The sequence below is a fragment of the Chitinophaga sp. YR627 genome (assembly GCF_900114995.1).
GTDB lineage: Bacteria > Bacteroidota > Bacteroidia > Chitinophagales > Chitinophagaceae > Chitinophaga.
Map to the genome: position 1 here is coordinate 1,466,447 of NZ_FOUX01000002.1, position 21,693 is coordinate 1,488,139.

Genomic DNA, 21,693 nt, shown 5'->3' on the forward strand with positions numbered 1-21,693 from the left:
AGGCATGAAAAGATTATTTATTGCGGCGGGATTGCTGGCAGCCTATTTCTCAGCATCTGCGCAGCAAAGGACCGACAGCTCGGCTTATAAGAAACAACAGGTATCTCAGACGGATATACAGGTATTATTCTCTTTTTATACACAGGATGGGAATCATTCTGCTGTCACCGGAGGAACAGGTACGGAAAATCTACAGGTATATGCTACGGATGTGTCTATTACGCACCGCCCGGACCTGCGGAACACCTACTCCCTCGGACTGGGCATCGACATGATCACCTCTGCCTCTACAGATAATATTGACTTCGTAAAATCTTCTGCTTCGCTGCATGACAACCGTTTTCACCTGAATGCGGGTTATAGCCGGCAGCTGAAAAAACCGAATGTCCGCATAGGCATCAACAGCGGCATTGCACTGGAGTCAGATTATCTGTCTGTACCACTTGGTGTATCTGTTGAACATGACAATGCTGATCATAGCCGGCAATGGTCTGCCGGATTGCAGTGTTACTTTGATGACCTGCGATGGGGAAGGTTTGATCCGGATTATTACAGTCCGGAGACCCTCGTCTACCCCTCCGAACTCAGAGACACGGCCTGGTTTGATATCTACCGGCGCACCTCCTATAACCTCAACCTGGCCCTTTACCAGGTTGTCAACCAGCGGATGCAATTTGCCATCTTCCCCGAACTGGTGTACCAGAAAGGATTACTCTCTACTCCTTTTCACCGTGTCTACTTCACAGAACAGAATGCCCCAAGAGTGGAAAACCTGCCACGTGAGCGGTGGAAGTTCCCCATTGGGTTCCAGTTTAATGTGTTCGCCGGCCAGCGTACCATTATTCGCTCCTATTATCGTTTTTACCACGATAATTTCGGCATCACCGGACACACACTCCAGCTGGAAGTACCCGTAAAGGCCACGCCACAGCTGACAATCGCCCCTTTATTCCGCTTTTATACCCAGACGGAAGCGAAGTATTTCAAGCCGTACAAAACACATCAGCTCCAGGAAAGCTACTATACATCTGATTATGACCTGAGTCACTTCAACAGTTATAAAGCAGGCATCAATGTCCGTTACGCACTGTTCCAGCAGGTGTCCAGACACTATTCCTTCCAGGAAATCGGGCTCCGGTATGCGTTCTACAAACGCTCTGACGGTTTATCAGCCCATATGATATCCCTGCTGCTGGACTTCAAACGAAGTAAGGCATAGGTCGCCCTTGGCACAGAGTATGATATACTTCCTTAAAAAGAGTATATGAAAAGCTTACAACTGGGCCTGCTGGCCTTTGCCGTTATGTTACTGAGCAGCTGTGAAGTAGTGGGAGGTATATTCAAAGCCGGAGTATGGGTAGGTGTGCTGGCTGTTGCGTTTGTAGTAGGGATTATTTTGTGGCTGGTGGGAAGAGGGAGGAAATAAAAGAATAGATCCGGTTTTTGTACGAAAAGCACAAAAACCGGATCTATTATTATGGTTATATGATAATATCTTGAAAGATAACTAAATCTTAGTTTCTAGACTCATCTTGTCAATATTCGAAGCGTAAATCGGATTATTTCCGATTTTTTCCAAAAAAAATAACATTACTTCTCATAATTGTTACTCCGGCACCACGCCACTAATATACCCATCTCTATAATAATCCTCCCTGATACGGTTCCATAGCCAGGCACGCCCTTTCCCTGATTTCAGCAGCCACTCACACCTGAGTGCCAGCTGTTTATCTTCGAAATGAGCGGTATAGACGACTTCCCAGGGACGGAATGGCCAGGTACCTTTCTGACGGCCATATGTGTTGTGAAAATGAAAACGCTTCACGAGATTGGAGGTGTGACCAGTATAAACTTTCTCGAACTGGCGGGAAAATAGGACATAAACGGTGTACATAACAAGAGTTATTCCTGAAATAAGTAAAGGTTACCCCATGCAGGTAACCTTTCTATTGCCTTGATTCATAGGTAGACGAATATACTCATAAAAAACAGGAATCGGGCATCTGAATAAGTATTAGCTACACAGACAGGTCCGTCCTGTGTATACTCAACCTTTTATTCAAACGCCTGATTCCTGTTTCCGGAATGCGATCCCGTTATGGCGAAAGGAGTTTAGTCGATCAGTTCCAGCGCTTTCAGTCTTGCGGCTGTTTCGATCAGCATAGCACCACTCAACTGAGTAGTAAGATCCGTGGTCGTAGCCGTTTTAGTCCAGCTGGTGTTGAATAATACCTGCGGACGGGCAGTACCCTGCAACCACATCGTCTGGGCATTCAGCTGGAGGAAGTTGATGAACTTCGACGCATCACTGCTGTTAATGCTGCCATCCGTGATCAGGAGCATCATATAACGTACAAGGATACCTTTGAAGAGACCACCATCTCCACCACCTTCATCTTTCATGATGTTATTGCTGGCGAAATCGCTTGTAAGCGAGTTATTAGCTGTTTTCAGTGCATCGCTCAGGTATACCTGTTCACCGGTGATCTTGTACAATTCAACACCGGCGCCAATGAATACGCCCTGATTGTAAGTAAATTTCCATGCCTTATTGGTACCGGTACCATCCAGACCATCCCATACCAATCCTGTTACCGGATCTACGAGATTAGCTTTCTGCCAGTCATAGATCTTTTTAGACCAGGCCAGATCTTCCCCGTTCCTGTTCAGCTGGTACATCCGTGCTGCGATAATAGCAGCAGGTGCATTGGCAGGTGTGTTCTTATTCTGACGGTCTTTATTCCAGTAGATACCTCCACCCCAGGTTTCATCCCATCCTCCTTTGATATCATTCCAGAGCAGTTCTGCGGTGGTTTTATAACGGGTGTCACTGGTCGCTTCATAAGCACGGAGACAAGCCAGTACCATCCATTCCATATCATCATAGAAGTGATTGATGTAGGTGTTGCCATTCTTTGTCTTCATACCGTCCAGCAATTCATCCATGCGGGTTTTGATGGCTGGATTATTGGTACGGAGGTAAATATCCGTCAGCACATCCAGCGCATGCGCATTTGGCCAGTAGTTGAAGGTGAGGTCACCTGCATTATTCTTATTGAAATATTTGCCGCTCTGGTTATAGAAATTGCTCACCAGTGAAGCAGCAGATGAATCGGCAATAGCAGGCCAGTTGTACTGGTAAGTCGTTTTGCCGGCGCCAGGTCCCGGACCATCATCCACAGGCTCTTTCAGACATGAGGTGAAGGTGGTGGCCATAGCCGCTGTTATCGTAAATAGCAGAAAGATTCGACGCATAAGCTTTTAATTGATCGTTTGCATGATGTGATTCCAGCCCCTGATTAACGCACGATCACTTCGTGGGTGTAAGTTTTGTCAGGAGAGAAATACAGTTTTACATCGCAGTTTTTAGTATCAACCTCTGAAGCGAATTTGTAGCAATAGTTATACTGATCGCTATTGGTGATTGCTTTCAGTTCCCAGAAAGAAAGCGGTGTGGTAGCCGTCGGACGGTTATTATCCGCATTGGAACTGCCATACCATTCTGTACCAGGTGTACCATCTGCTGCTTTTACGCTCACACGGAATTTGTAACGTTCGTCACGACCCCATGATTCCTGGTGGAAGTTGATCAGTTTATTTTCAAATGACCATACACCTTTGCTGGTGTAGCTCAGATCGTACATGATACTGTTCTCAGGTGCAAACCACAGACCGATAGCAGTGATCTCTGTGATATTCGCAGCTGCGTTGTTGAAGTCCAGACGCAGACGGTATACTTTTGTACCACCGGACTGTGTGCTTTCTCCTGCTTCTTTCAGCGCACCACCATCAATGAAGAAGTTGTTAGGCGTACCACTGGTCCTGTCTACAAATTTGTATTTACCGTCTTTCAGGGAAGTATAGATCTCAAATACACCCGGTGCGGTAGACTTCAGTTTCACTGCCTGTCCCAGGTCAGCACCAGCTTCTGTTGCATCACCGGTCAGGAATACGTCTACTGGAATTTCTGCGAAACCGTTTGGTCTTTCCACTTCCAGCGTACGGCTCTCGGCAGCTGGCTGGATATTATATCCTTTGGAAGCATTTACCGTCCATTTCAGTTTACCGGTAGCCAGGGCAGCAATACCCGCTTTACCTGCAATACTGTTCAGGTCTTTATGAGAGAGGGTCAGTTTGTTCTGCACGCCACCACCATCTGAAGCTATTTTCGCAATTGGATTGGAGAAGTCGCCACCGTCTTTGTCGATCACTACTTCATACAAGACTAATGAACCATCTTCTGCACGCGCCTGGTCCCACTCAAAAGTGACAGTTGCACTTGTAGCAGGTTGCAGTTTGATATATTTTTCATTCACCGGAGCTGTGAGTCTGCTTACCGGCTGCAGATTGGTATTGAGTTCGTGGTCATCTTTACCGCAACCGGTCAGGATTACACCCAGTGCAACCGGTAATGCGAGTAGTATATTGCTGAAAAATGTTTTCATATCGTATCAGTTTGAAAAAATTCCTAATTGTTAATTGACAATTACCAACCCTGGTTCTGGCCAAGATTTGTATTCTGGTCGCGTTCGAAAGTAGGCACCGGCCACAGGTAATGTTTAGGATTTGTGAAGAGCCTGTCTTCCGCGATGATATAACCGTTTGCATCGGTTCTGAATGCGCCACCAGACACTTTGATACCTCTTACGGGTCTGCTCATCACCTGATCTGCGATCTTCCAGCGACGGATATCAGTAGCCCTTACCCCTTCAAAAGCCAGTTCAGCCCTTCTTTCACGACGTACGATCGTACGCAGCGCTTCCTGTCCTACACCCGGGAACTCAGTAGCGCCTGCATCATTGAAACCGGCACGTACACGTAGTGCACGGATGGTCTGATTCCATACACTGGCATCCAGCTGGCTCAGTTCGTTCTTAGCCTCTGCATACATCAGCAGTACATCTGCATAACGGATCACGATGAGGTTCAGACCGGAAGCGTAGTTGGTAGCAGTACGGTCGTAATATTTGTAGAAATAATAACCGGTGGGAGAAGCACCCTGATCATCCACACTGTTGGTAGCCGGCGTGGAACCTGGCTTAGTCAGGATGGTCTGCACTTTACCATCGAAATCTGTGATGGTGGAACCATCGTGGAGGATCGTGGCATTCAGACGGGGATCTCTGTTGGTATAAGGATCATTTTCATTATAACCGGAAGCCGCCTCCCTGATACCTTTACCATTCAGCATGATATAGTCATCAACAAGGTCCTGCGTTGGTACCAGCGTACTTCTCAGCAGTGCAACTGTCTGCGGCAGGAAGTTACGCTGTGAGCCATTTGTACGGCCACCACCATATTGAATATCGAAAATGACTTCGTTATTGAATTCATTCGCCGGACTGAAAATATTGCTATAACTATTTTGCAGGGCGTAGGTGCCATTTGTAGCATTGTTGATCAGCAGCTGGCAATCATCGATCGCTTTCTGCCATTCACTTCTGAACATATGTACACGCGCACTGAGGGCTATTGCAGCACCACGGGTAATACGGCCTTTATCCTTTTCCTGGTAACCGTTGCCTGCACCACTGTAGTTATTCACCGGTAATGCATTACGGATCGCGGCCAGTTCGGATTCTACGAAATCGAGTATTGTCTCGCGGTTGCTACGGCTGATAGAACGTGCCTCTTCAATGGTGATCAGGTTGGTGTAGAATGGTACATCACCAAACCAGCCAGCCAGCTGAAAATAAGAGTAAGCACGGATGAACCTGGCCTCAGCGAGAATACGGTTCTTCAGGGTAGAATCCAGTCCGGTAACCCTGTCGATATTCGTCGTTACCGTATTACACTTGCGGATACAGGTGTAACGGTATTTCCATTCTTCTGTGAGACGCTGATTGGAAGGATCGTAAGCACCACCAGCAATCAGGGAAACACCTTTGTAGCCGGTACCGTTTACATAACCATTATCGCTAAGCGCTTCGTCTCCGAAGTAGTAAGTGTCGTCAGACAGGTTCTCGTAGCAACTGGCGAGGGCAGCGAGGGCGTCATCAGCAGTACGCCAGTAAGCGGCATCTGTATAGTCGCGTGTGATAGGCTGGTCCAGCTTACGGCAGGAGAACAGCACAGTGACGCAGAGTATGGGTAATAATAATTTCTTCATACGATTGAGCATTAAAACACTATCATCAGAATTTCAGATCCAGGCCAAATGAGAAAGTAGCCGCATTCGGATAACTACGTCCTGCAATAGCGTTGTAATTGGTAAAGGACAGTTTATCGTCAAACTGTGTGAATTCCGGATCTACACCCAGGTCGCGGAAACGGCGTGGTGTGAAGGTCAGAATGTTCTGTCCGGTGAAATACACCCTTGCATTCTGGATATGCAGCAGCTGGCTTACGCTACGAGGCAGTGTATAACCAAACTGCAGATTCTTCAAACGCAGATATTTGGTATCGAACAACCAGTAGTCGGAATAAGCGAAGTTGTTTGCATCCGCATTACCAATGGTCAGACGTGGATAAGAAGCATCCGGATTAGTAGGCGTCCAGCGATCCAGGTGTTGCTCGAAAGCATGGTCCTCGTTGTTGTGGAAGGCCTCTACGATATCACCACGGAGGAACTGGCTTCTTTTGCCCACACCCTGCCAGAACATAGAGAAGTCCCAGCCTTTCCAGTTAGCCGCATAGCTGAAACCGAAAGTGTAACGTGGGAATGGATTCCCGAATACATAACGGTCGTCAGCATCGATCACACCATCACCATTACGGTCGATGTATTTCACATCACCCGGCATTACCTGCTGGTTGTAAGCGAAAGGCACTTTTGGTGCATTTTTGATATCATCCAGGTTCTGGTACAGACCGTTTGATTTGTAACCATAGTAGGATGCGATCGGGAAACCTTCTTTGATGATGAAGGCGAAGTCAGACCCCTGTACGGACTGCTCACCATATTTCACCACTTTGTTCAGGTTGTCTGACAGGTTACCGGAGATCGTATGATTCACCGCCCCTGTTTTTGCATGATAGGAAACTGTCAGCTCCCAGCCTTTGTTCTGCACTTTACCAACGTTCTGCAGGGAGGCGCCTATACCGGCCGTACCAGGCACTACCTGGAACAGGTAGATACCATTTGTGTTTTTATTAAAGTAGTCGAAAGAGGCGTTGATCTTGTTATTGAACAGGTCTACATCCACACCATAGTTGCTCATGGTAGAGATCTCCCACTGCAATGTTTCATTGTAGGCAGAGAAATCAGCACCGGTATTTGGTGTATTGTTGAAAGGATATTTACCAGTGTTCAGGGTAACTCTTGCCAGGTAGTTGAATCCACCGATGTTGGAGTTACCGACCTGTCCCCATGAATAACGGAATTTCACGTTACCGAAGCGTTTTTTGAAATCACCGAAAAATTCCTCATCAGTGATCCTCCAACCCAGCGAGAAAGCCGGGAAGAACTGCCACTGGTGACCAGGAGCCAGTTTGGAAGAACCATCATAACGCCAGGTGAATTCCGCCAGATATTTATCATTGAATGCGTAGTTCACTCTGCCGAAAACAGAGTTCAGCGCATACAGGTTTGGATTGATGATATCGTTGTAAGTACCGATGTTGGCGTAATCGAAAGTACCGTCCGGTTTAGGAATATAACCACCACCGATGGTCCAGTCATCATCCAGATTTGTAGTACCATAACGGGTTGCTTTCACACCGTATTCTTCATTGATAGCATCGCTACGTCCACCGACCTGCGCTTTGATGTAATGTTTATTAAAGGTGTTCTCGTATTCCGCAGTTGCATATACGTTGGAGGCGAGGTCCTTGAACTCATACTCGTACATTCTGTTGTACAGCGGCGGATTGGCGGTAGTATAGTATGGAGCGTAAGAATACTTGTTCTGGCGTTCCTGCTGATTGGTGATGGTATAGGTACCGGAAGCGTTGAAGTTCAGTTTGAAGTGCTTCACCGGTGTTACGGTAATATCCAGACCACCCAGGAGGTTATCTTTTTCTTCTTTATTGAAGCCTCCGTATTTCAGCTGCGCGATCACGTTGTTACTGTTCAGGGAAGGTACTACGAAGTTGCCCAGTGAATCCTGTACAGGGTAGATACGCGGCGTACGGATCGCATCGCGGATCAGGAAGCCGATATCAGCCTGCTGTCTGCGTTTGATGCCTTTTGTATACGCGAGATTTACGTTTACTTTCACATATTTACTCACATCCACAGCGAGGTTAGCCCTTGCATTGTAGCGTTTGTAATAGAAGTCTTCTGATACGTAGGAGTTCTGCAACATGTTACCCTGATCCACATAACCGAGGGATACCAGGTAGCTGCTGCTTTTGCCGCCACCTGTCATGCTGAGACTATGGTTCTGCTGAGGAGTGGTATTACGCAGCATTTCTTTCAGATAAGCTGGTTCAGAACCACGCTGATGCCAGTAGCTGATATCTTCGGGAGCGTACTGCGGCGTTTTACCGGAATTCACCAGTGCCTCGTTTTTCAGCGTCATATATTCCCAGGCTTCTACGTTGCGGGGCAGCGTGGTGGGCGTCTGGAAACCATACATACCATTATAGGTAACGGAAGGCTTTTCGTCTTTGGACCCTCTTTTCGTCGTGATATAGATAACACCGTTTGCAGCCTGAGAACCGTAGATAGCGGAAGAAGCCGCATCTTTCAATACGGAGATGCTTTCCACATCATAAGGGTTCAGGTTCTGCAGACCATCTCTTCCGGCCTGTACACCATCGATGATGATCAACGGAGAGTTGCCGGTAAGACTACCTACACCACGGATATTGAGGGTCATCTGCGCACCTGGTTCTGCGGTATTCTGCTGCAGAATGAGGTTGGGCGCAGTTCCCTGTAAAGCCTGAAACATGTTTGTAACGGGACGGCTTTCAATATCTTTAGTGGAGATGGTATTGATAGCCGCCGTTACCTGTGTTCTCTTCTGTGTGCCGTAAGCGGTAACCACTATTTCTCCCAGGTCCTTAGAGTCCTCAGTGAGCATTACGGTGATGTTGGTTCTTCCGCTGATCCCTACTTCCGATGGGATGAAGCCAACGGAAGAGCAAACTAAGGTACCATTGGCTTGCCCATTCGGGATCTTTAACGTAAAAAAACCCTGATCATTTGTAGAGGTACCGACGCTGGTACCCTGCAAACGAACATTCACACCAGGGATACCTTCTCCCTTATTATTAACGACCCGGCCATTGATCGTGATATCTGCCTGTTGCTGAATGGTGGTAGCTGCCTGCTGCTTGAGAATGATCTTGTTATTGATCATTTCAAATTTGATCTCCAGCGGAGAGAGCACCATTTCCAGTACTTCTCCCAGTTTCCTGTCTTTTACAGACAGGGAGATCTTCTGGGCAGCGCCGATTTCATCGTTTGAATAGACAAACACATAAGAGGTTTGTTTTTCGATCTTCTCCAGTACCTGTGCAAGTTGTTCATTACTTACCTGCAGACTGATACGGCTTTCAAAAGGGAGTTCAGTATCTTTTTTTACCTGTTGTCCCTGACTGTAGACAGGATGATTTGCATCAGCAGCAAATGCACTCTGCGCTTTCAGGTCAAGCATGCTCAATAAAGCCATGCAGACGAGCAGCGGGAGGAACAACGAGCGGAAAATTCCTGAAAAACGCGTGGGTAGCGGTCTTTCTTTCATAACGCAGCTGTTTGTGAATGAATTGATTTGATTGATTATTATAAACGTGAACTATTATTCTGTGATCAGTAATGTGCTATCAGTGATGGTATAGTGGAATGCTTTGGACCTGGCGAGATAATACATGATATCCTGCAGGCTGTTATCCTGGAAAGCGCCTGTGAGCCTGTAATACCGTGGAGCGTCATTGCCAAAGGTCACTTTCTTACCGAACGTCCTTTCCAGTTCGGATGCAATGTCTTCCAGTGTTTCATCACGGAATATAAGTCTTCCTTCTGTCCATGCTTTATCCTCTTCGGAGGAAGTAATTTCTTTTACGATACCGTTGCTCTTTGTATCTGCAACAGTGGTTTGTAAGGTTACTTTCTCATCAGGTGTAATAAAGATGGTATCAGGCTTTTCTCCCTGTTTACGGTTAGGGATGAATGCTACTTTACCAGTTCTTACAGACGTTTGTACGGCTTCATTTTCATAAGCACGTACATTGAATGAAGTGCCGAGCACGTGGACGCTACCGGCGTTGAAATGCACGATGAAAGGTTTCTTCGGATTGGGAGCAATATCAAAAAAAGCTTCCCCGGTAAGATATACTTCACGTGTATTACCATCGAATACTTCCGGATAAGACAGTTTGCTTTCCGCATTGAGCCAGATCTTACTACCATCAGCCAGTTCGATAGAAGCCCTGGTTGCTTTACCATTCTGTCTTTCCATCAGCTTCACCATTTCAACCGGATGATCTTTGGGCCTGAGTACCACAAATGAGACGATACCTATCAATACAGCGGCAGCAGCGGCGCCTACCCACTTCCACGGGAACATTTTCCTTACAGGCGTATTGCTGACAGGAACGGATATCCGGGACAGGGTGCGTTGCAGCGCCAGTTCTGTATCGGCAGATGAATGATATGAGGACACTTTGAAGTACTGTTGCAGCAGCTGGTAGCGTTCGCGGAGTTCAGGATATTCCTGCAACATTCCGTCAAGCTCCAGCAATTCTGCCGTGGTAGCTTCTCCTGCCAGTTTCCTGGCGGCTAACGTGGTAAATAATTCTTCGTTTATCATATGTGGTTGTAGTAGAAGGACAGACAGAAATAAAAAACTACTTACAAGGAATCCGGATTTTTATTTTTTGATTTCAGTCTGTTGGTGATATAAGGACCTATCACTTCATTGAGGCGCTTCATGGCGCGGAACAACTGTGTTTCTACTGTACGCGGAGAGATGTTGAGGATTTCTGCGACGTCTTTATATTTAAACCCTTCCTCTTTGATCAGTTTGAACACACGGCGGCACTGGTCAGGCAGGCGCCCTACCTCCTGGTCCATTTTGAACAGAATTTCCTTCCATTCCATGGTCCTTTCTGGATCAATGGGATTGGTCAGCTGAGAAAGGCCGGAATCGTCACTAAGCGGGGCGATCCGTAAGGCGGAATATTGTTCCAGATAATTGAGCGAATGATTTTTGACAGCTACGAAGAGGTATACTTCGAGATTAGCGATCTTATCCAGTTCTTCCCGACGGTTCCATATCTTAACGAACACGTCAGAGACGATCTCTTCTGCTGCTTCGCGGGTGTAGACGTATTGTACGGCAAAATACAGTAACCGGTCATAAAAATGCCGGAACAGCTCTGAAAAGGCTTTCTCATCATTTTCACAAGCAATCTGCTGTTGCCAATACCTGATGTTTTCACTGTTACTCATACTGTATGTTGTGCTGCACTCTCGTTTACATACGGAAAGAATCCCCGGGAGGTAAATATAATCATCATTATCGCGGAATTTGTCCCCAGCGTTAATTTTAGTCTAGTCCTAAATTAACCCCGTTTGTTATTAATACACTCTAAACAATCAAGATCTTATCAGTTTATAGAACGCTGTTATGCGGTATAGTTTCTTCTCCGGGCTGGCATAGTACTCATTAATCCTCTTAGAATCAGTTTTCTACGTGTAATCCTCAGTTTTCCTTCCAGGCGCTTGTCCAGTCTGATTTATGGCTGGCCCGGACTTTGTTCCGGTATCTATAGTAGGACAGGAAAAAAAGGAGAACTACTTACAGGCATAAAAAAAATATTTGGGAAGTGTCAGATAAGGAATAATTTTAATCCACGCAGGTTCAATATATAAAAGATATGATAAGTGTTTTTTTGACAGAAATTGCGTATATTTAATAGCTATGCTAAAACCAGAAAAACATAATTTATTATGATGTCTGCTACCTCTACAATGATATTGGTGATTATCGCGGTGTTCGCCTCACTGTCCTCGCTGGCGTTAATTATTTTTAATGCTTCAAGAGAAACAGCCAGACTCAAGAGAATCCGCAGATATCCGCCAAAAGCACTGGTAGTAGAAGATAAATCAGGACATGTTGTAGTGCTTGATCTCGAAGAAAAGAATGATACACAACAGATACTCCGTACCCTCGATGTATTATTAGGGAAATAGTTTTCACTTCATTTTGCTTATTACTATCGCCTGGTCAGAATACCATCATCCACTATATACTATACTATTATCCTATAAACCGTTTTTTTTCGTTGGAACAAGAAAATTCACTGGTTGCTAACCCATCCCAGCAAGCTTCCAATATCCAGCAACCGAATTCAACATCCGCCAGTATAGCCGGCGCAGGAGGTGGTACATTACTGGTGCTGCTTGCAAGTAATCTTCCTGATACATATCCACTTAAATCATGGCTGGTGATCATTGCGCCCAGCGTATCCATTGTATTGTCCGTATTCTGGAAATTTATTTCCCGTAAGTCCAATGCATATTTCAAAGTCAAGAAAGTAGAAAGGTCAAAAAAGCTGTTGCAGAAGAAGATCGAGGCAGCTTTACAGAACGGCATTATCTCTCCCGAGGAGGCTACGATCCTGAAAAGGAAGATGGCAGAGATCGAATTGCAAAGCATCGACAATCTCGCCAATAAGATCAAGTCAATTGATTTTGAGGAATAATAAAGCGGTGGTATGTATAAATGAGACTGTCCGGTGGACAGTCAGGGGAGCCTTTTTCTACTTTTCAGCTGCCGTCTTTTTCTGAAACTTTTCCCTTTGTGCCAGATAGAGTCCTGCGATCACCAGGAATGTACCTGCAAATGTGAACCAGGTAATCGGTTCATGCAGCAGTACAGAAGAATACAGGAACCCGAAAACAGGGCACAGGAAGAGCCACAGAGAGGCACGTACGGCGTCTTTCCGTACGAGATAGAACCATAACTGTAAAGCAATAACGGATACGGGTATGATCAGCCAGCCGACAGATAACCAGAACCGGAGATCGAAGTGTGTGGTTTCGAAATTGGCAAAAAGTGCGGTGATGGGAAGGAATAGTAGTCCGCCGAGAAACACCTGCCATCCATTGATCACCACATTGGCCATCTCCCATTTAATACGCGCATAATACACCGTTGCCACAGATACCGCGAGCATTCCAAAAAGCAGGGTCAGGATCCCTCCTACTGTTGCATGGCTGTCCTGCAGCAAAGGATAGGTTGCCAATCCAACACCCGCCATGCCCAGGAACATGCCCAGCACCTCATACCATTTCAGGGAACGCTTTAGCCACAGTGCGGATATGACCATGATGAACAAAGGACTGGTAGCGGTGGATAAACTTCCGATACCGGCAGATACGGATTTCATGGCCAGTACAAAACATCCGAGGTAAACGGTGGTGTTCAGTGCGCCGAAGATGAACAGCTGTTTCCATTCCTTTCCGCTGGGTAATCTGTGCTGTCCCTTCTGCCCCAGGTAGGCAAACAACAGCATCCCTCCTCCTGCCAGCAGAAACCTGACATTAGCAAGTATCAGTGCATCTGCGGAGTGAATACCGACTTTGGTAGCCACTGCTGCGGATGCCCATAGCATGGCGAAGAGTAATCCTATTACGATCTGGCGCATTATTCCCGGCGATTGATATTATGCTGTAAAAGTAGATATTCCGGTTATTAATTCTTAATGGTATTAAATGAAAGAGCAGGCATCTGGAAAAGATGCCTGCCCTTTTATCCTTGTTAAAATAGGAAAGTTTATTTTTTACCGTAGGTCACTCCCTGGAAGTTGTCTGTACGGAACGGACTTGCCGGCAAACCGGCGCCGCTGTACAGGTTACCATCCGGGTTGTCGGCCCAGCTATAACGTACGGCAACAGGTTTTTCCACCTCGCTGCTGGATACAATCACACGGTTACCACTGATGGTTGCCTGTGCCCAATGGAATTTCTTGTCGGCACCTGCCACCTCAAAACCTTTCAGGGTAGCTCCATTCTTCATTACAAGCCCGTTATCTGCGTTTTTGAAGGTTAGTGTTATCTTGTTACCCGCTACCAGTTTTGACTGGTAAATCGGACCGGAATAGGGTATTTTTTCCCCATACACTTTTGCCCTGGCAATAAGGGACAAACGACGGCCTACTTCCTGTTTATTTTTAGGGTGAATATCTTTTGCATCTCCGATATCCACAGCCGTAGCCATACCGGTATTAGGCAGTGACAGCGTCATTAACTGCGCTTCTCTTAACTCTGCCCAGTCAGATTCAACAGGTTGTGCCTGTTTGTCTTTAAAGTTGGCCAGTTGTACGAAATAGAACGGGAAATCACCGTTATGCCACTGTTTACGCCAGTCTTTGATCATGGTTGGGAATACCTCACGATACTGGTAAGCTCTTTCTGCATTACCTTCTCCCTGGTACCAGATAACACCGCGAAAAGCGTATGGCAGCAGCGGATGGATCATGGCGTTATAAAGCAGGGTGGCTTTATTCGGATTGGAGGGAGCTAAAGGCGTCGGCAGATTTTCAAACGCTTTCACTGTATCTGCGAATGCCGGGATCTTTTTTATAGATTCCCCACTTGTCCACGCTTCCGCAACAGTTCCACCCCAGGAAGTGTGGATAACTCCCACGGGTATGTGTTCATGTGTATAGACCTCACGGGCAAAGAAATACCCTACGGAAGAAAATTCCGGAATGCTCTGTGGCGTACATGCCTGCCAGCCGCCATCCCATGGATTTACATCTTCCAGTGGCGCCGTGCTGGTGGTGTGTTTCAGCTGGAACAAACGGATCTCCGGATAATTGGCGACAGCAATCTCCTGTTCATGATTGAGGATCTTACCCCATCCTTTGAGGGGCATTTCCATATTGGATTGTCCGGATGCGATCCATACTTCACCTACCAGAATGTTGTCCAGTTTTATGGTATTATGACCGGTAATGGTCATTGCATACGGTCCTCCGGCCTGCTGTGCGGGGAGTTGTACTTTCCATTTGCCATCAGCAGCAGCGACGGTCCTGTAAACACCGTTACGAAAAGAAACGGTCACTTTTTCTCCCTTATCAGCCCATCCCCAGATATTCAAAGGTTTATTACGCTGTAACACCATATTGCTACCGACCAAAGCGGGCAAACGAACATCTGCAAAGCTATTTAAGATAAGTGTGCATGATAGTACCCCGGTGAGCAGGGGCTTGAGTAACGTGGTCAGTTGCATGAATCAAGAGTTTTTTCTACTCGTCAAGATACAAAATGGGGAATAGATGCACAACCCCTTCTCTGCAAAGTATCCTATATAGTGGCTTTTGATGCCTTTTTCACCGGACAAATTTAGTTTGGCACGAAATTTTTATATGAGTCTGCATAAAACGATACAACTATGATAAACGGTATTATCACTTTAGATTTCGATATCAAAGCCCTGCACTATCTGCAAAGCAACAGCCGTTCTATCAAAGCTACTGCAGGCGCTAACAGTAGCATGGATATTGCATCTGTTGCTTATCAATATTATCAGTCGACAACAAATCATCCGGATATAATACTGGAAGACGAAGAAGAGGTGAACAGATTCAAACACGTCGCACGCCGCTTCTTTAGTGAGTTCAGTCAGAACTAATTTTTCATCCATTCGCCCCCCAAACTCATCCATCGCCCCTTTTTCATTCATTACCCCATCATCCATTGTTAATTTCATCCATTTAACTCCAGGCATTCATTGTTTGCCCCCCGGATATTTCATTCATTGTGCGTCCCTGAATTCATTGTACTCCAAATAAGCATTCATTGTACCCAAGGCAAGCATCCATTATAAACCTCATACATCCATTACCCAAAAAGTAGAAGAGCCCGCAAGTAATGCTTGCGGGTTCTTTTTTTATTGAAAATTAAGCATTGGCGTATTACGGATTTCTATGTCTATAAGCCCCTGCAATCCATGATGAGCGGAGCTTACAGTTGAAATAAACTAATATTTCCGGAAAACTTTGACAGTACTATTATCTTAATAAGACGGCTTCACTCTTCGTTAGACTTACGCTAAAAGAGGTAAGTCTAACGAAGAGTAAAGTATATCTGACTATTATCTGAAATTGCTTTGCGTGGGACCTATATAAAAAGGTAAAGGTCGTCAAGAATGACAACCCTTTCTAACCATATCCTAATAAAAACCAAGTTCTTCACGCCGGATGCCGAAACAGCATACAGCATTAATATTTTGAATAAGATAATTCTTCCAGTAAATTTTTAATAGGGAAAGGGGACCTTTTTTACGGTATAGGACAGTAGGAGTGATTTGCTGACGAAGTGTTTATTTTTTCGTTGCTGATACAAATATATAACCGCCCCGCAAATTCTTTTGTAGTAGTATTACTACACTTAAAAAAGTGTGGGGCGCTCTTCTTGTAAAAGAGCCACCCCACATACTTTCAGCCGAATGGCTTTATAATTATTTTTTGATAGTGGTGCCTAATAATGGCATAAAATAGCCACCTACTACACTCCTTGCCTGGAATCCGACCATCTTACCATCTTCGGTTTCATGCCAGTCACTGATCGGTACACGGGACGTTGTTTCCTGTGCATACTTATATAAAGGATCAATGAATGCAGAGAAGTCAGCAGGACTATCTGCCAGTGTTGCTGTCCAGATGATCCAGTCAGATTTAGTGTAATTTTTACGGCTATCCAGCGGCAGTCCGTATGCTAACTGACGGGTGAGATAATATTTAATCTCTTTCTGGTAAACGGATTTCGGGAACAGATCCAGTCCGAGTACTTTATCCCATACCAGGTTGTATTTCTGGCTCCAGGAACCTTTGTTTTCAAATGCCAGTGTATAGTGATCACCATCATCCGCGAGCTGCATCCATTTAGGCACCATGTCTTTTGCTGCCTTTCTGTATTTCTCCGCAGTAACCTTATCCCCCAGCATATCAGCCAGCATAGCATAAGAACCAAGACCAACGATCGCTTTAACAGAGAGGTTGGCGTTTCTCGCCAGGTGACCTGCGAAGTCATCTGTACACAGTTGATTAGCCGGATCAAAACCTTCTTTCAGCAGGTATTCTGCCCATGTTGTCAGCGTTTTCCAATGTTGCTTTGCATAGTTAGCATTGCCTTCTGCTTTTGCGATCGCCGCTGTCAGAATGATCATATTACCGGATTCTTCTACCGGCATGCCTTCACCATATGCCTGGCCATTCGCCAGTGGATATGTACCCAGGTCATGTGCCGCATAAGGCTGTGTATATTTTCCACTTTCACTGAAATAGAATATGCCAGTTAGCATACCTTTCATCAAATCTGGATTATATATCAGGTACAATGGTGCAGAAGGATAAGTAACATCTACTGTATTGATACAGCCGTTACTGAAGTTTTCTTTGGACAGGAACAGGATCTCTCCCTGCGGACTCTTTACCAGCTTGTGTGCAGAAATACTCTGGCGATAACCGAGTACGCACAGTTTTGCGTATTTCTCACCACCGGCTTTTTTAGTGTCTTCATACAGTTCTTTGTCAAACGCATTGCAGCGGCCGATGATCGCCGCATATTCATCCTGCGCTTTCTTCAGTTCTTTTTCGATCGTGTAACTATCATCTTTTTTCCACCATGGTCTCAGATTGGTATTGAAATACTGAATAGCATACAGATCATCATATCCCAGCAGGAATACCTGTTCTTTTTCTGTACCATCCACTTTACCCAGTGATACCGTTGTGTTCAGCACCAGCTGTGTGCCTTTATCAACTTTCGGCGTTTTTCCTTTACCGGCAAATGCGCCAACAGCTACACCTTCTCCGGTGACAAACTGCTTCGCACCAGCAGACTGTGGAACAGCTACATAAAGATATCCCCAGTCAATACGCAGGTCATCACCTCTCTTTGCCAGTACAGGTTGTGCCACCGTACCGGTTTTCAGGATAGATAAACCTTCGCTGTTATATTGCTGTGCAGTCACTTCCTGTGCCGGTGTATTTACAGCCAGGTCAGAAGAAGCACCGAAGTATACTTCCACTTTATGTTTACTGCCGTCGTTTGCTTTTACCTTATAAGAGATATAAGAAACAGGACGGGACATCAGGTCCAGGTCCTTCATCAGCAGCGGAGATGTAAAGGTCAGTTTTACATCTACTTTTCCACAGGTGAAATTGTAGGCTGTCTGCGTAGCAGTCAGTTCCACATTTTTCTGTTCTGCGAGCTTTACTTTATCTGCCCATTTGTCTTTGAGTTCAGTCACGATACCACCATCAAGGTAAGCGCCGCCCCTGGTATTGGTACAATGCATGGCCAGTACATTGGTGCCTTTACGCAGTTTCTTTCTTACTTCATCTTTGATGGGGAAATAGGACATATGATTTAACCATCCCACGTAACTGTAGATCAGTTCTCCGTTAAGATAAACTTCCGCATTGTCATCGTGATTGATCTTGAGCAGCAGGTTATCCACATTGGTATCATCCACGTTGAATGTCCTGCGTACCCATACGTCATCAGAAAACCAGGGAGTTCCTGCTGTTTTCCTTTCTTTTTCGAAAGGTGCTTTACCAGTTTTCCAGTCGGCATCACTAAATGCGGGATCTTCCCATCCTTTAGCAGGCGCTGTTTCTGTATAACGTACCTCATAAGGTGCAGCATCAGCGGTCGCTGCCAGCTGCCTGTACAAATGTCCCGGTGCGCCAAGCACACGGTAAATAACGCCATCTACCTTTACAAACCCCGTCAGGGATTGTTCCGTACCGGTCCAGTGACGGGTAGCAGATGCGTTCAGATTGTCGGTTGCCGACCATACGCTGAAATACGGATCATGTGTGATCAGCGGATAGGCAGGCGCCTGTTGTTGCTGCGCATACAGCTGCTGTGACAGCAGTACGGCTGCAATACCAAAAATTCTCTTCATGATTTGTGGAGCTTTATGTAAGAGTTATTGAATACGTGGAAATGCGCCACCCCTTCTGCCGTATCAGCAGAATTGCAGAGACTCATAGACCTGTTTTAAAATGATACCCGTGGATTAAATCAACAGCACCGAACATTCTTCCGCTGCTGAAAAATAGAAATTATTTTATTTGAAACGTAGTTTTTACGCTTATTTTTTCTGAGGGGGATACCGGATCAGACCCTTACCCGGGAAGCCGCACTGGTAACAGGGCTTTTTTTAACTTTCTTGTTTCTTCTGCCCCACCATATATAGATACCTGTTACCGGCAGACTGGCACAGATCAGACCAGCCATAAAAACAATGATCTTTCCTGGCAGGCCCAATATCGCGCCTACGTGGATATCATAGTTCATATCCCTAAGCTTGTTGGCAAAGCTGGCTTTGGCATATTCGCCGGTATAAGGTCCCTCGGCCGGGAGTATGGCCAGGGTATTGCGGTCGAAATAATAGTTATCAGACTTATAATAAGTACCGGGACGGTAGTTCACAGACGCAGCAATCGATTCAGATGTACCTGTCGCAAAACCGATATTGATACCAGCACCCTGTGGCGCTTTTGCCAGCAGTTGTTGCCAGACCTGATCTTCCGGGATACTGTATTGTGCCGGCTTCGTTGTATCTGACAGCGGCGCTGCATATGGCGGCAGTGCTTTTCCGCCGGAAGTTGCATAATATAATCCCTTGCTGAACCATTCAAAACCCCATACCAGCCCGGTGGTAGCAATCAGCAATCCTATCACCAGTATATAAAATCCGAGTACGTTATGCAGGTCGTAGTTGATCCTTCTCCACTTTGCGTCCCATTTGATACTGAAACGCTGACGGGCCGCTGCCTTATTCTTTGGCCACCATAATATCAGACCGGAAATCAGCATGACTACAAATATCAATGTCACAGATGCTACTACCGGCTGGCCGATCGTTGGCGGTAACCAGAGGTAATAATGTCCGTGTAATATAAAATGGAAAAAGTCGCCTTCTTCGCTCCATACCTTGATCACTTTGCCGGTGTAAGGGTTCAGGAAGACCTGGTAGTAATAGTCCGGATCGGCGCCGTAGAACATCACGGAAGCGCTTTTATCCTTCCCTGGGTAGTTGATGCCGTTTGGCTGTTTGTCTTTGATTTCTTTTACTGCAATTGCTTTTAGCGTGGACGGTGGTAGCGGGTTGATACCAGGCCTGCTCTCCGTGTACATGTACGGCTTGGTCAGGCTTTCAATTTCCTGCTGGAACGCGAGGATACAGCCGGTGATGGCTATCATGAAAACGCCGATGCCGGAAATAAAGCCCAGCCAGAGGTGGACCTTACCAATGAGTTTTTTTACAGTCATATGCAATTGCAATTGCTTTCGTTCGAAGGTTGTGGTTAAAGATGCGATAAATAGCAGGGAATGTTTGCTCGAAACGGGAATTTTTGTTTTAGCGGATCTCCTGGGATACCGCGGTTTCAGTCTGGGACCACAGGCTGTAGTTCTTTGAAGTTCCTTGCTATGGGGCGGGGGGGAGAGTTGGGCGGTGGGGGTTGATTAAACCCCTGGTTGCAGGGGCTCGGCATACTTCTAAGAACTAAGGCCAGTGGTCTCCAGCTGAAAACCGCTGTGGGAAATGTTATCAAAACTGAAAAACGGCCGGACGATGTGGGAGGCATCATCTGACCGTTCTTATGAAAGAGGTTATAAGACTATCTGGCCGCTATTTACTTTTATAAATTTCCGAGCCGGCGAGGAGGAAGCAGCCCAAACCGTAGTCTTCGAAATCGGGAATTTTGTCGTAGGTGACAGGTTGGCCGTCGGAAGGTTGTTTTCCGGTGCTCTGGACGTAACCGAGCATACCGTTGTCGCGTACGCATTCTTTGGTGAGGGCATTCCAAGCTTTGGTGATGGCGGGCTGGTAGGTTTTCTTGTCAAGATAGCCTTTGCGTACGCCCCAGGCCATACCGTATACAAAGAGGGAGGTACCGGTCAGTTCCTTACCGCCGAAATTGGTGGGGTCATGGAGACTGGCATTCCAGAAGCCGTCAGGACGCTGGAGCTTGAGAATGGCAGCTGACATGTCTTTGAAGTCCTGTAGGAAGAGCTTGTAGTAGGGAGAGCTTTGGGGGAGGTGTTCCATCGTTCTAAGCAGGGCGGCCAGTACCCAGCCATTGCCACGGCTCCAGTAACAGTTGCCGCCATTGGGTTCTTTGTAAGGAGGTACGAAGTCTTTATCACGCCACCAGAGGTGTTCCTGTTGGTTGTACAGCCCTTCTGTACCATGCTTGTATTTGGTATAGGCATACATCTCATACATGCGGTGATAATAGGCCGTGTCATTATAGAGCTTACCCAGACGCGCCATCACGGGCATAGCCATCTGGATGGCATCTATCCAGTCCCAGTCATCGATCACATCGGTGTGCAGCATGGTATCGATGGAAGCCTTGATATCGTGGATACGGTTTTCGTGTTGTTTTTTATCGAGGAGGTAAAGATCGATATAGGTTTGTCCGCAGGCCTGGTTATCAGCGTTGCGGGTTATAATACCGCCGCGGAGGCCCCAGTTATGCTTATCACCCCATTGTACTGCATAGTCGTAATAACTTTGCTGCGGATCGATCTGGTGGAGGGCCATCAGACCTTCGTAATAGACCGCCCTTGTCCAGATGTGAGAGGGCCAGGTCTTTTTCAATACAATGTCTTTGCCGGCATCCGGCCATTTCTCCATAAAATAACGGTTAGCGAGGGTCAGGGTTTTGAGGGTCTCCTTTTTGGGCGGCAGCGCCTGCTGTGCCTGTACCGGCAGATAACCGGCGATACCCAGCAAAGCTGCTGCTGCGAAAAGATGCATCTTCATTGTATATAGT

General features: G+C 46.2%; 17 protein-coding genes. 5 read left to right on the forward strand and 12 right to left on the reverse strand.

Annotated elements, in window-relative coordinates; translation table 11 throughout:
* The first annotated feature begins 4 nt into the window (after positions 1-4).
* Both BMZ72_RS14555 and BMZ72_RS14560 read left to right on the forward strand, forming a co-directional pair.
* Positions 5-1,219, forward strand: coding sequence for a DUF3570 domain-containing protein (locus tag BMZ72_RS14555; RefSeq protein ID WP_089809431.1), 1,215 nt, complete (start codon positions 5-7; stop codon positions 1,217-1,219).
* 45 nt (positions 1,220-1,264) lie between these two features.
* Positions 1,265-1,426 (forward strand): hypothetical protein, encoded by a 162-nt coding sequence (locus BMZ72_RS14560; protein ID WP_012789266.1) that lies wholly within the window; start codon positions 1,265-1,267, stop codon positions 1,424-1,426.
* A gap of 180 nt (positions 1,427-1,606) precedes the next feature.
* Here BMZ72_RS14560 and BMZ72_RS14565 read toward each other — a convergent pair whose 3' ends face one another.
* The 7 genes from BMZ72_RS14565 to BMZ72_RS14595 all read right to left on the reverse strand — a co-directional run bounded on the left by BMZ72_RS14565 (position 1,607) and on the right by BMZ72_RS14595 (position 11,335).
* The gene (locus tag BMZ72_RS14565) at positions 1,607-1,894 is read right to left on the reverse strand and encodes a GIY-YIG nuclease family protein (protein WP_089809433.1); all 288 of its coding nucleotides are present in this window, start codon (positions 1,892-1,894) and stop codon (positions 1,607-1,609) included.
* A 218-nt stretch (positions 1,895-2,112) separates the two neighbouring features.
* Positions 2,113-3,255, reverse strand: coding sequence for a glycoside hydrolase family 76 protein (locus BMZ72_RS14570; RefSeq protein ID WP_089809434.1), 1,143 nt, complete (start codon positions 3,253-3,255; stop codon positions 2,113-2,115).
* A gap of 44 nt (positions 3,256-3,299) precedes the next feature.
* Positions 3,300-4,445: a SusE domain-containing protein gene (locus tag BMZ72_RS14575; RefSeq protein WP_089809436.1), complete on the reverse strand. Its 1,146-nt coding sequence runs from the start codon at positions 4,443-4,445 to the stop codon at positions 3,300-3,302.
* A gap of 41 nt (positions 4,446-4,486) precedes the next feature.
* Positions 4,487-6,109, reverse strand: a complete 1,623-nt coding sequence (locus BMZ72_RS14580; protein WP_177222790.1) for a RagB/SusD family nutrient uptake outer membrane protein — start codon at positions 6,107-6,109, stop codon at positions 4,487-4,489.
* A 25-nt stretch (positions 6,110-6,134) separates the two neighbouring features.
* Positions 6,135-9,629: a TonB-dependent receptor gene (locus BMZ72_RS14585; RefSeq protein WP_089809440.1), complete on the reverse strand. Its 3,495-nt coding sequence runs from the start codon at positions 9,627-9,629 to the stop codon at positions 6,135-6,137.
* Positions 9,630-9,683: 54 nt separating this feature from the next.
* A complete protein-coding gene (locus BMZ72_RS14590; RefSeq protein WP_089809442.1) occupies positions 9,684-10,694 on the reverse strand; it encodes a FecR family protein in 1,011 nt (336 codons plus the stop codon).
* 41 nt (positions 10,695-10,735) lie between these two features.
* Positions 10,736-11,335, reverse strand: coding sequence for an RNA polymerase sigma-70 factor (locus BMZ72_RS14595; protein ID WP_089809444.1), 600 nt, complete (start codon positions 11,333-11,335; stop codon positions 10,736-10,738).
* A 501-nt stretch (positions 11,336-11,836) separates the two neighbouring features.
* Between BMZ72_RS14595 and BMZ72_RS14600 the strand changes: the two genes are divergently transcribed.
* Complete coding sequence (locus BMZ72_RS14600) at positions 11,837-12,079, forward strand: hypothetical protein (RefSeq protein WP_089809446.1); 243 nt, start codon at positions 11,837-11,839, stop codon at positions 12,077-12,079.
* Positions 12,080-12,171: 92 nt separating this feature from the next.
* The gene (locus BMZ72_RS14605; RefSeq protein WP_089809448.1) at positions 12,172-12,591 is read left to right on the forward strand and encodes a hypothetical protein; all 420 of its coding nucleotides are present in this window, start codon (positions 12,172-12,174) and stop codon (positions 12,589-12,591) included.
* A gap of 57 nt (positions 12,592-12,648) precedes the next feature.
* Here BMZ72_RS14605 and BMZ72_RS14610 read toward each other — a convergent pair whose 3' ends face one another.
* Both BMZ72_RS14610 and BMZ72_RS14615 read right to left on the reverse strand, forming a co-directional pair.
* Entirely contained in the window at positions 12,649-13,536 is an 888-nt protein-coding gene (locus BMZ72_RS14610) for a DMT family transporter (RefSeq protein WP_089809449.1), read from the reverse strand.
* 128 nt (positions 13,537-13,664) lie between these two features.
* A complete protein-coding gene (locus tag BMZ72_RS14615; RefSeq protein ID WP_089809452.1) occupies positions 13,665-15,125 on the reverse strand; it encodes a sialate O-acetylesterase in 1,461 nt (486 codons plus the stop codon).
* Positions 15,126-15,287: 162 nt separating this feature from the next.
* On the opposite strand from BMZ72_RS14615, the gene BMZ72_RS14620 reads away from it, so the two are divergent.
* Complete coding sequence (locus tag BMZ72_RS14620; RefSeq protein WP_089809454.1) at positions 15,288-15,527, forward strand: hypothetical protein; 240 nt, start codon at positions 15,288-15,290, stop codon at positions 15,525-15,527.
* 828 nt (positions 15,528-16,355) lie between these two features.
* On the opposite strand, the gene BMZ72_RS14625 is transcribed toward BMZ72_RS14620, so the two are convergent.
* The 3 genes from BMZ72_RS14625 to BMZ72_RS14635 form a co-directional block, all read right to left on the reverse strand.
* Entirely contained in the window at positions 16,356-18,809 is a 2,454-nt protein-coding gene (locus BMZ72_RS14625) for a glutaminase family protein (RefSeq protein ID WP_089809456.1), read from the reverse strand.
* Between the two features lie 215 nt (positions 18,810-19,024).
* Positions 19,025-20,182 carry a PepSY-associated TM helix domain-containing protein gene (locus BMZ72_RS14630; RefSeq protein WP_089809459.1) on the reverse strand — a complete coding sequence of 386 codons (1,158 nt, stop codon included), beginning with the start codon at positions 20,180-20,182 and terminating at the stop codon, positions 19,025-19,027.
* A gap of 361 nt (positions 20,183-20,543) precedes the next feature.
* Positions 20,544-21,683: a glycoside hydrolase family 88/105 protein gene (locus BMZ72_RS14635; protein ID WP_089809460.1), complete on the reverse strand. Its 1,140-nt coding sequence runs from the start codon at positions 21,681-21,683 to the stop codon at positions 20,544-20,546.
* Positions 21,684-21,693 lie beyond the last annotated feature (10 nt).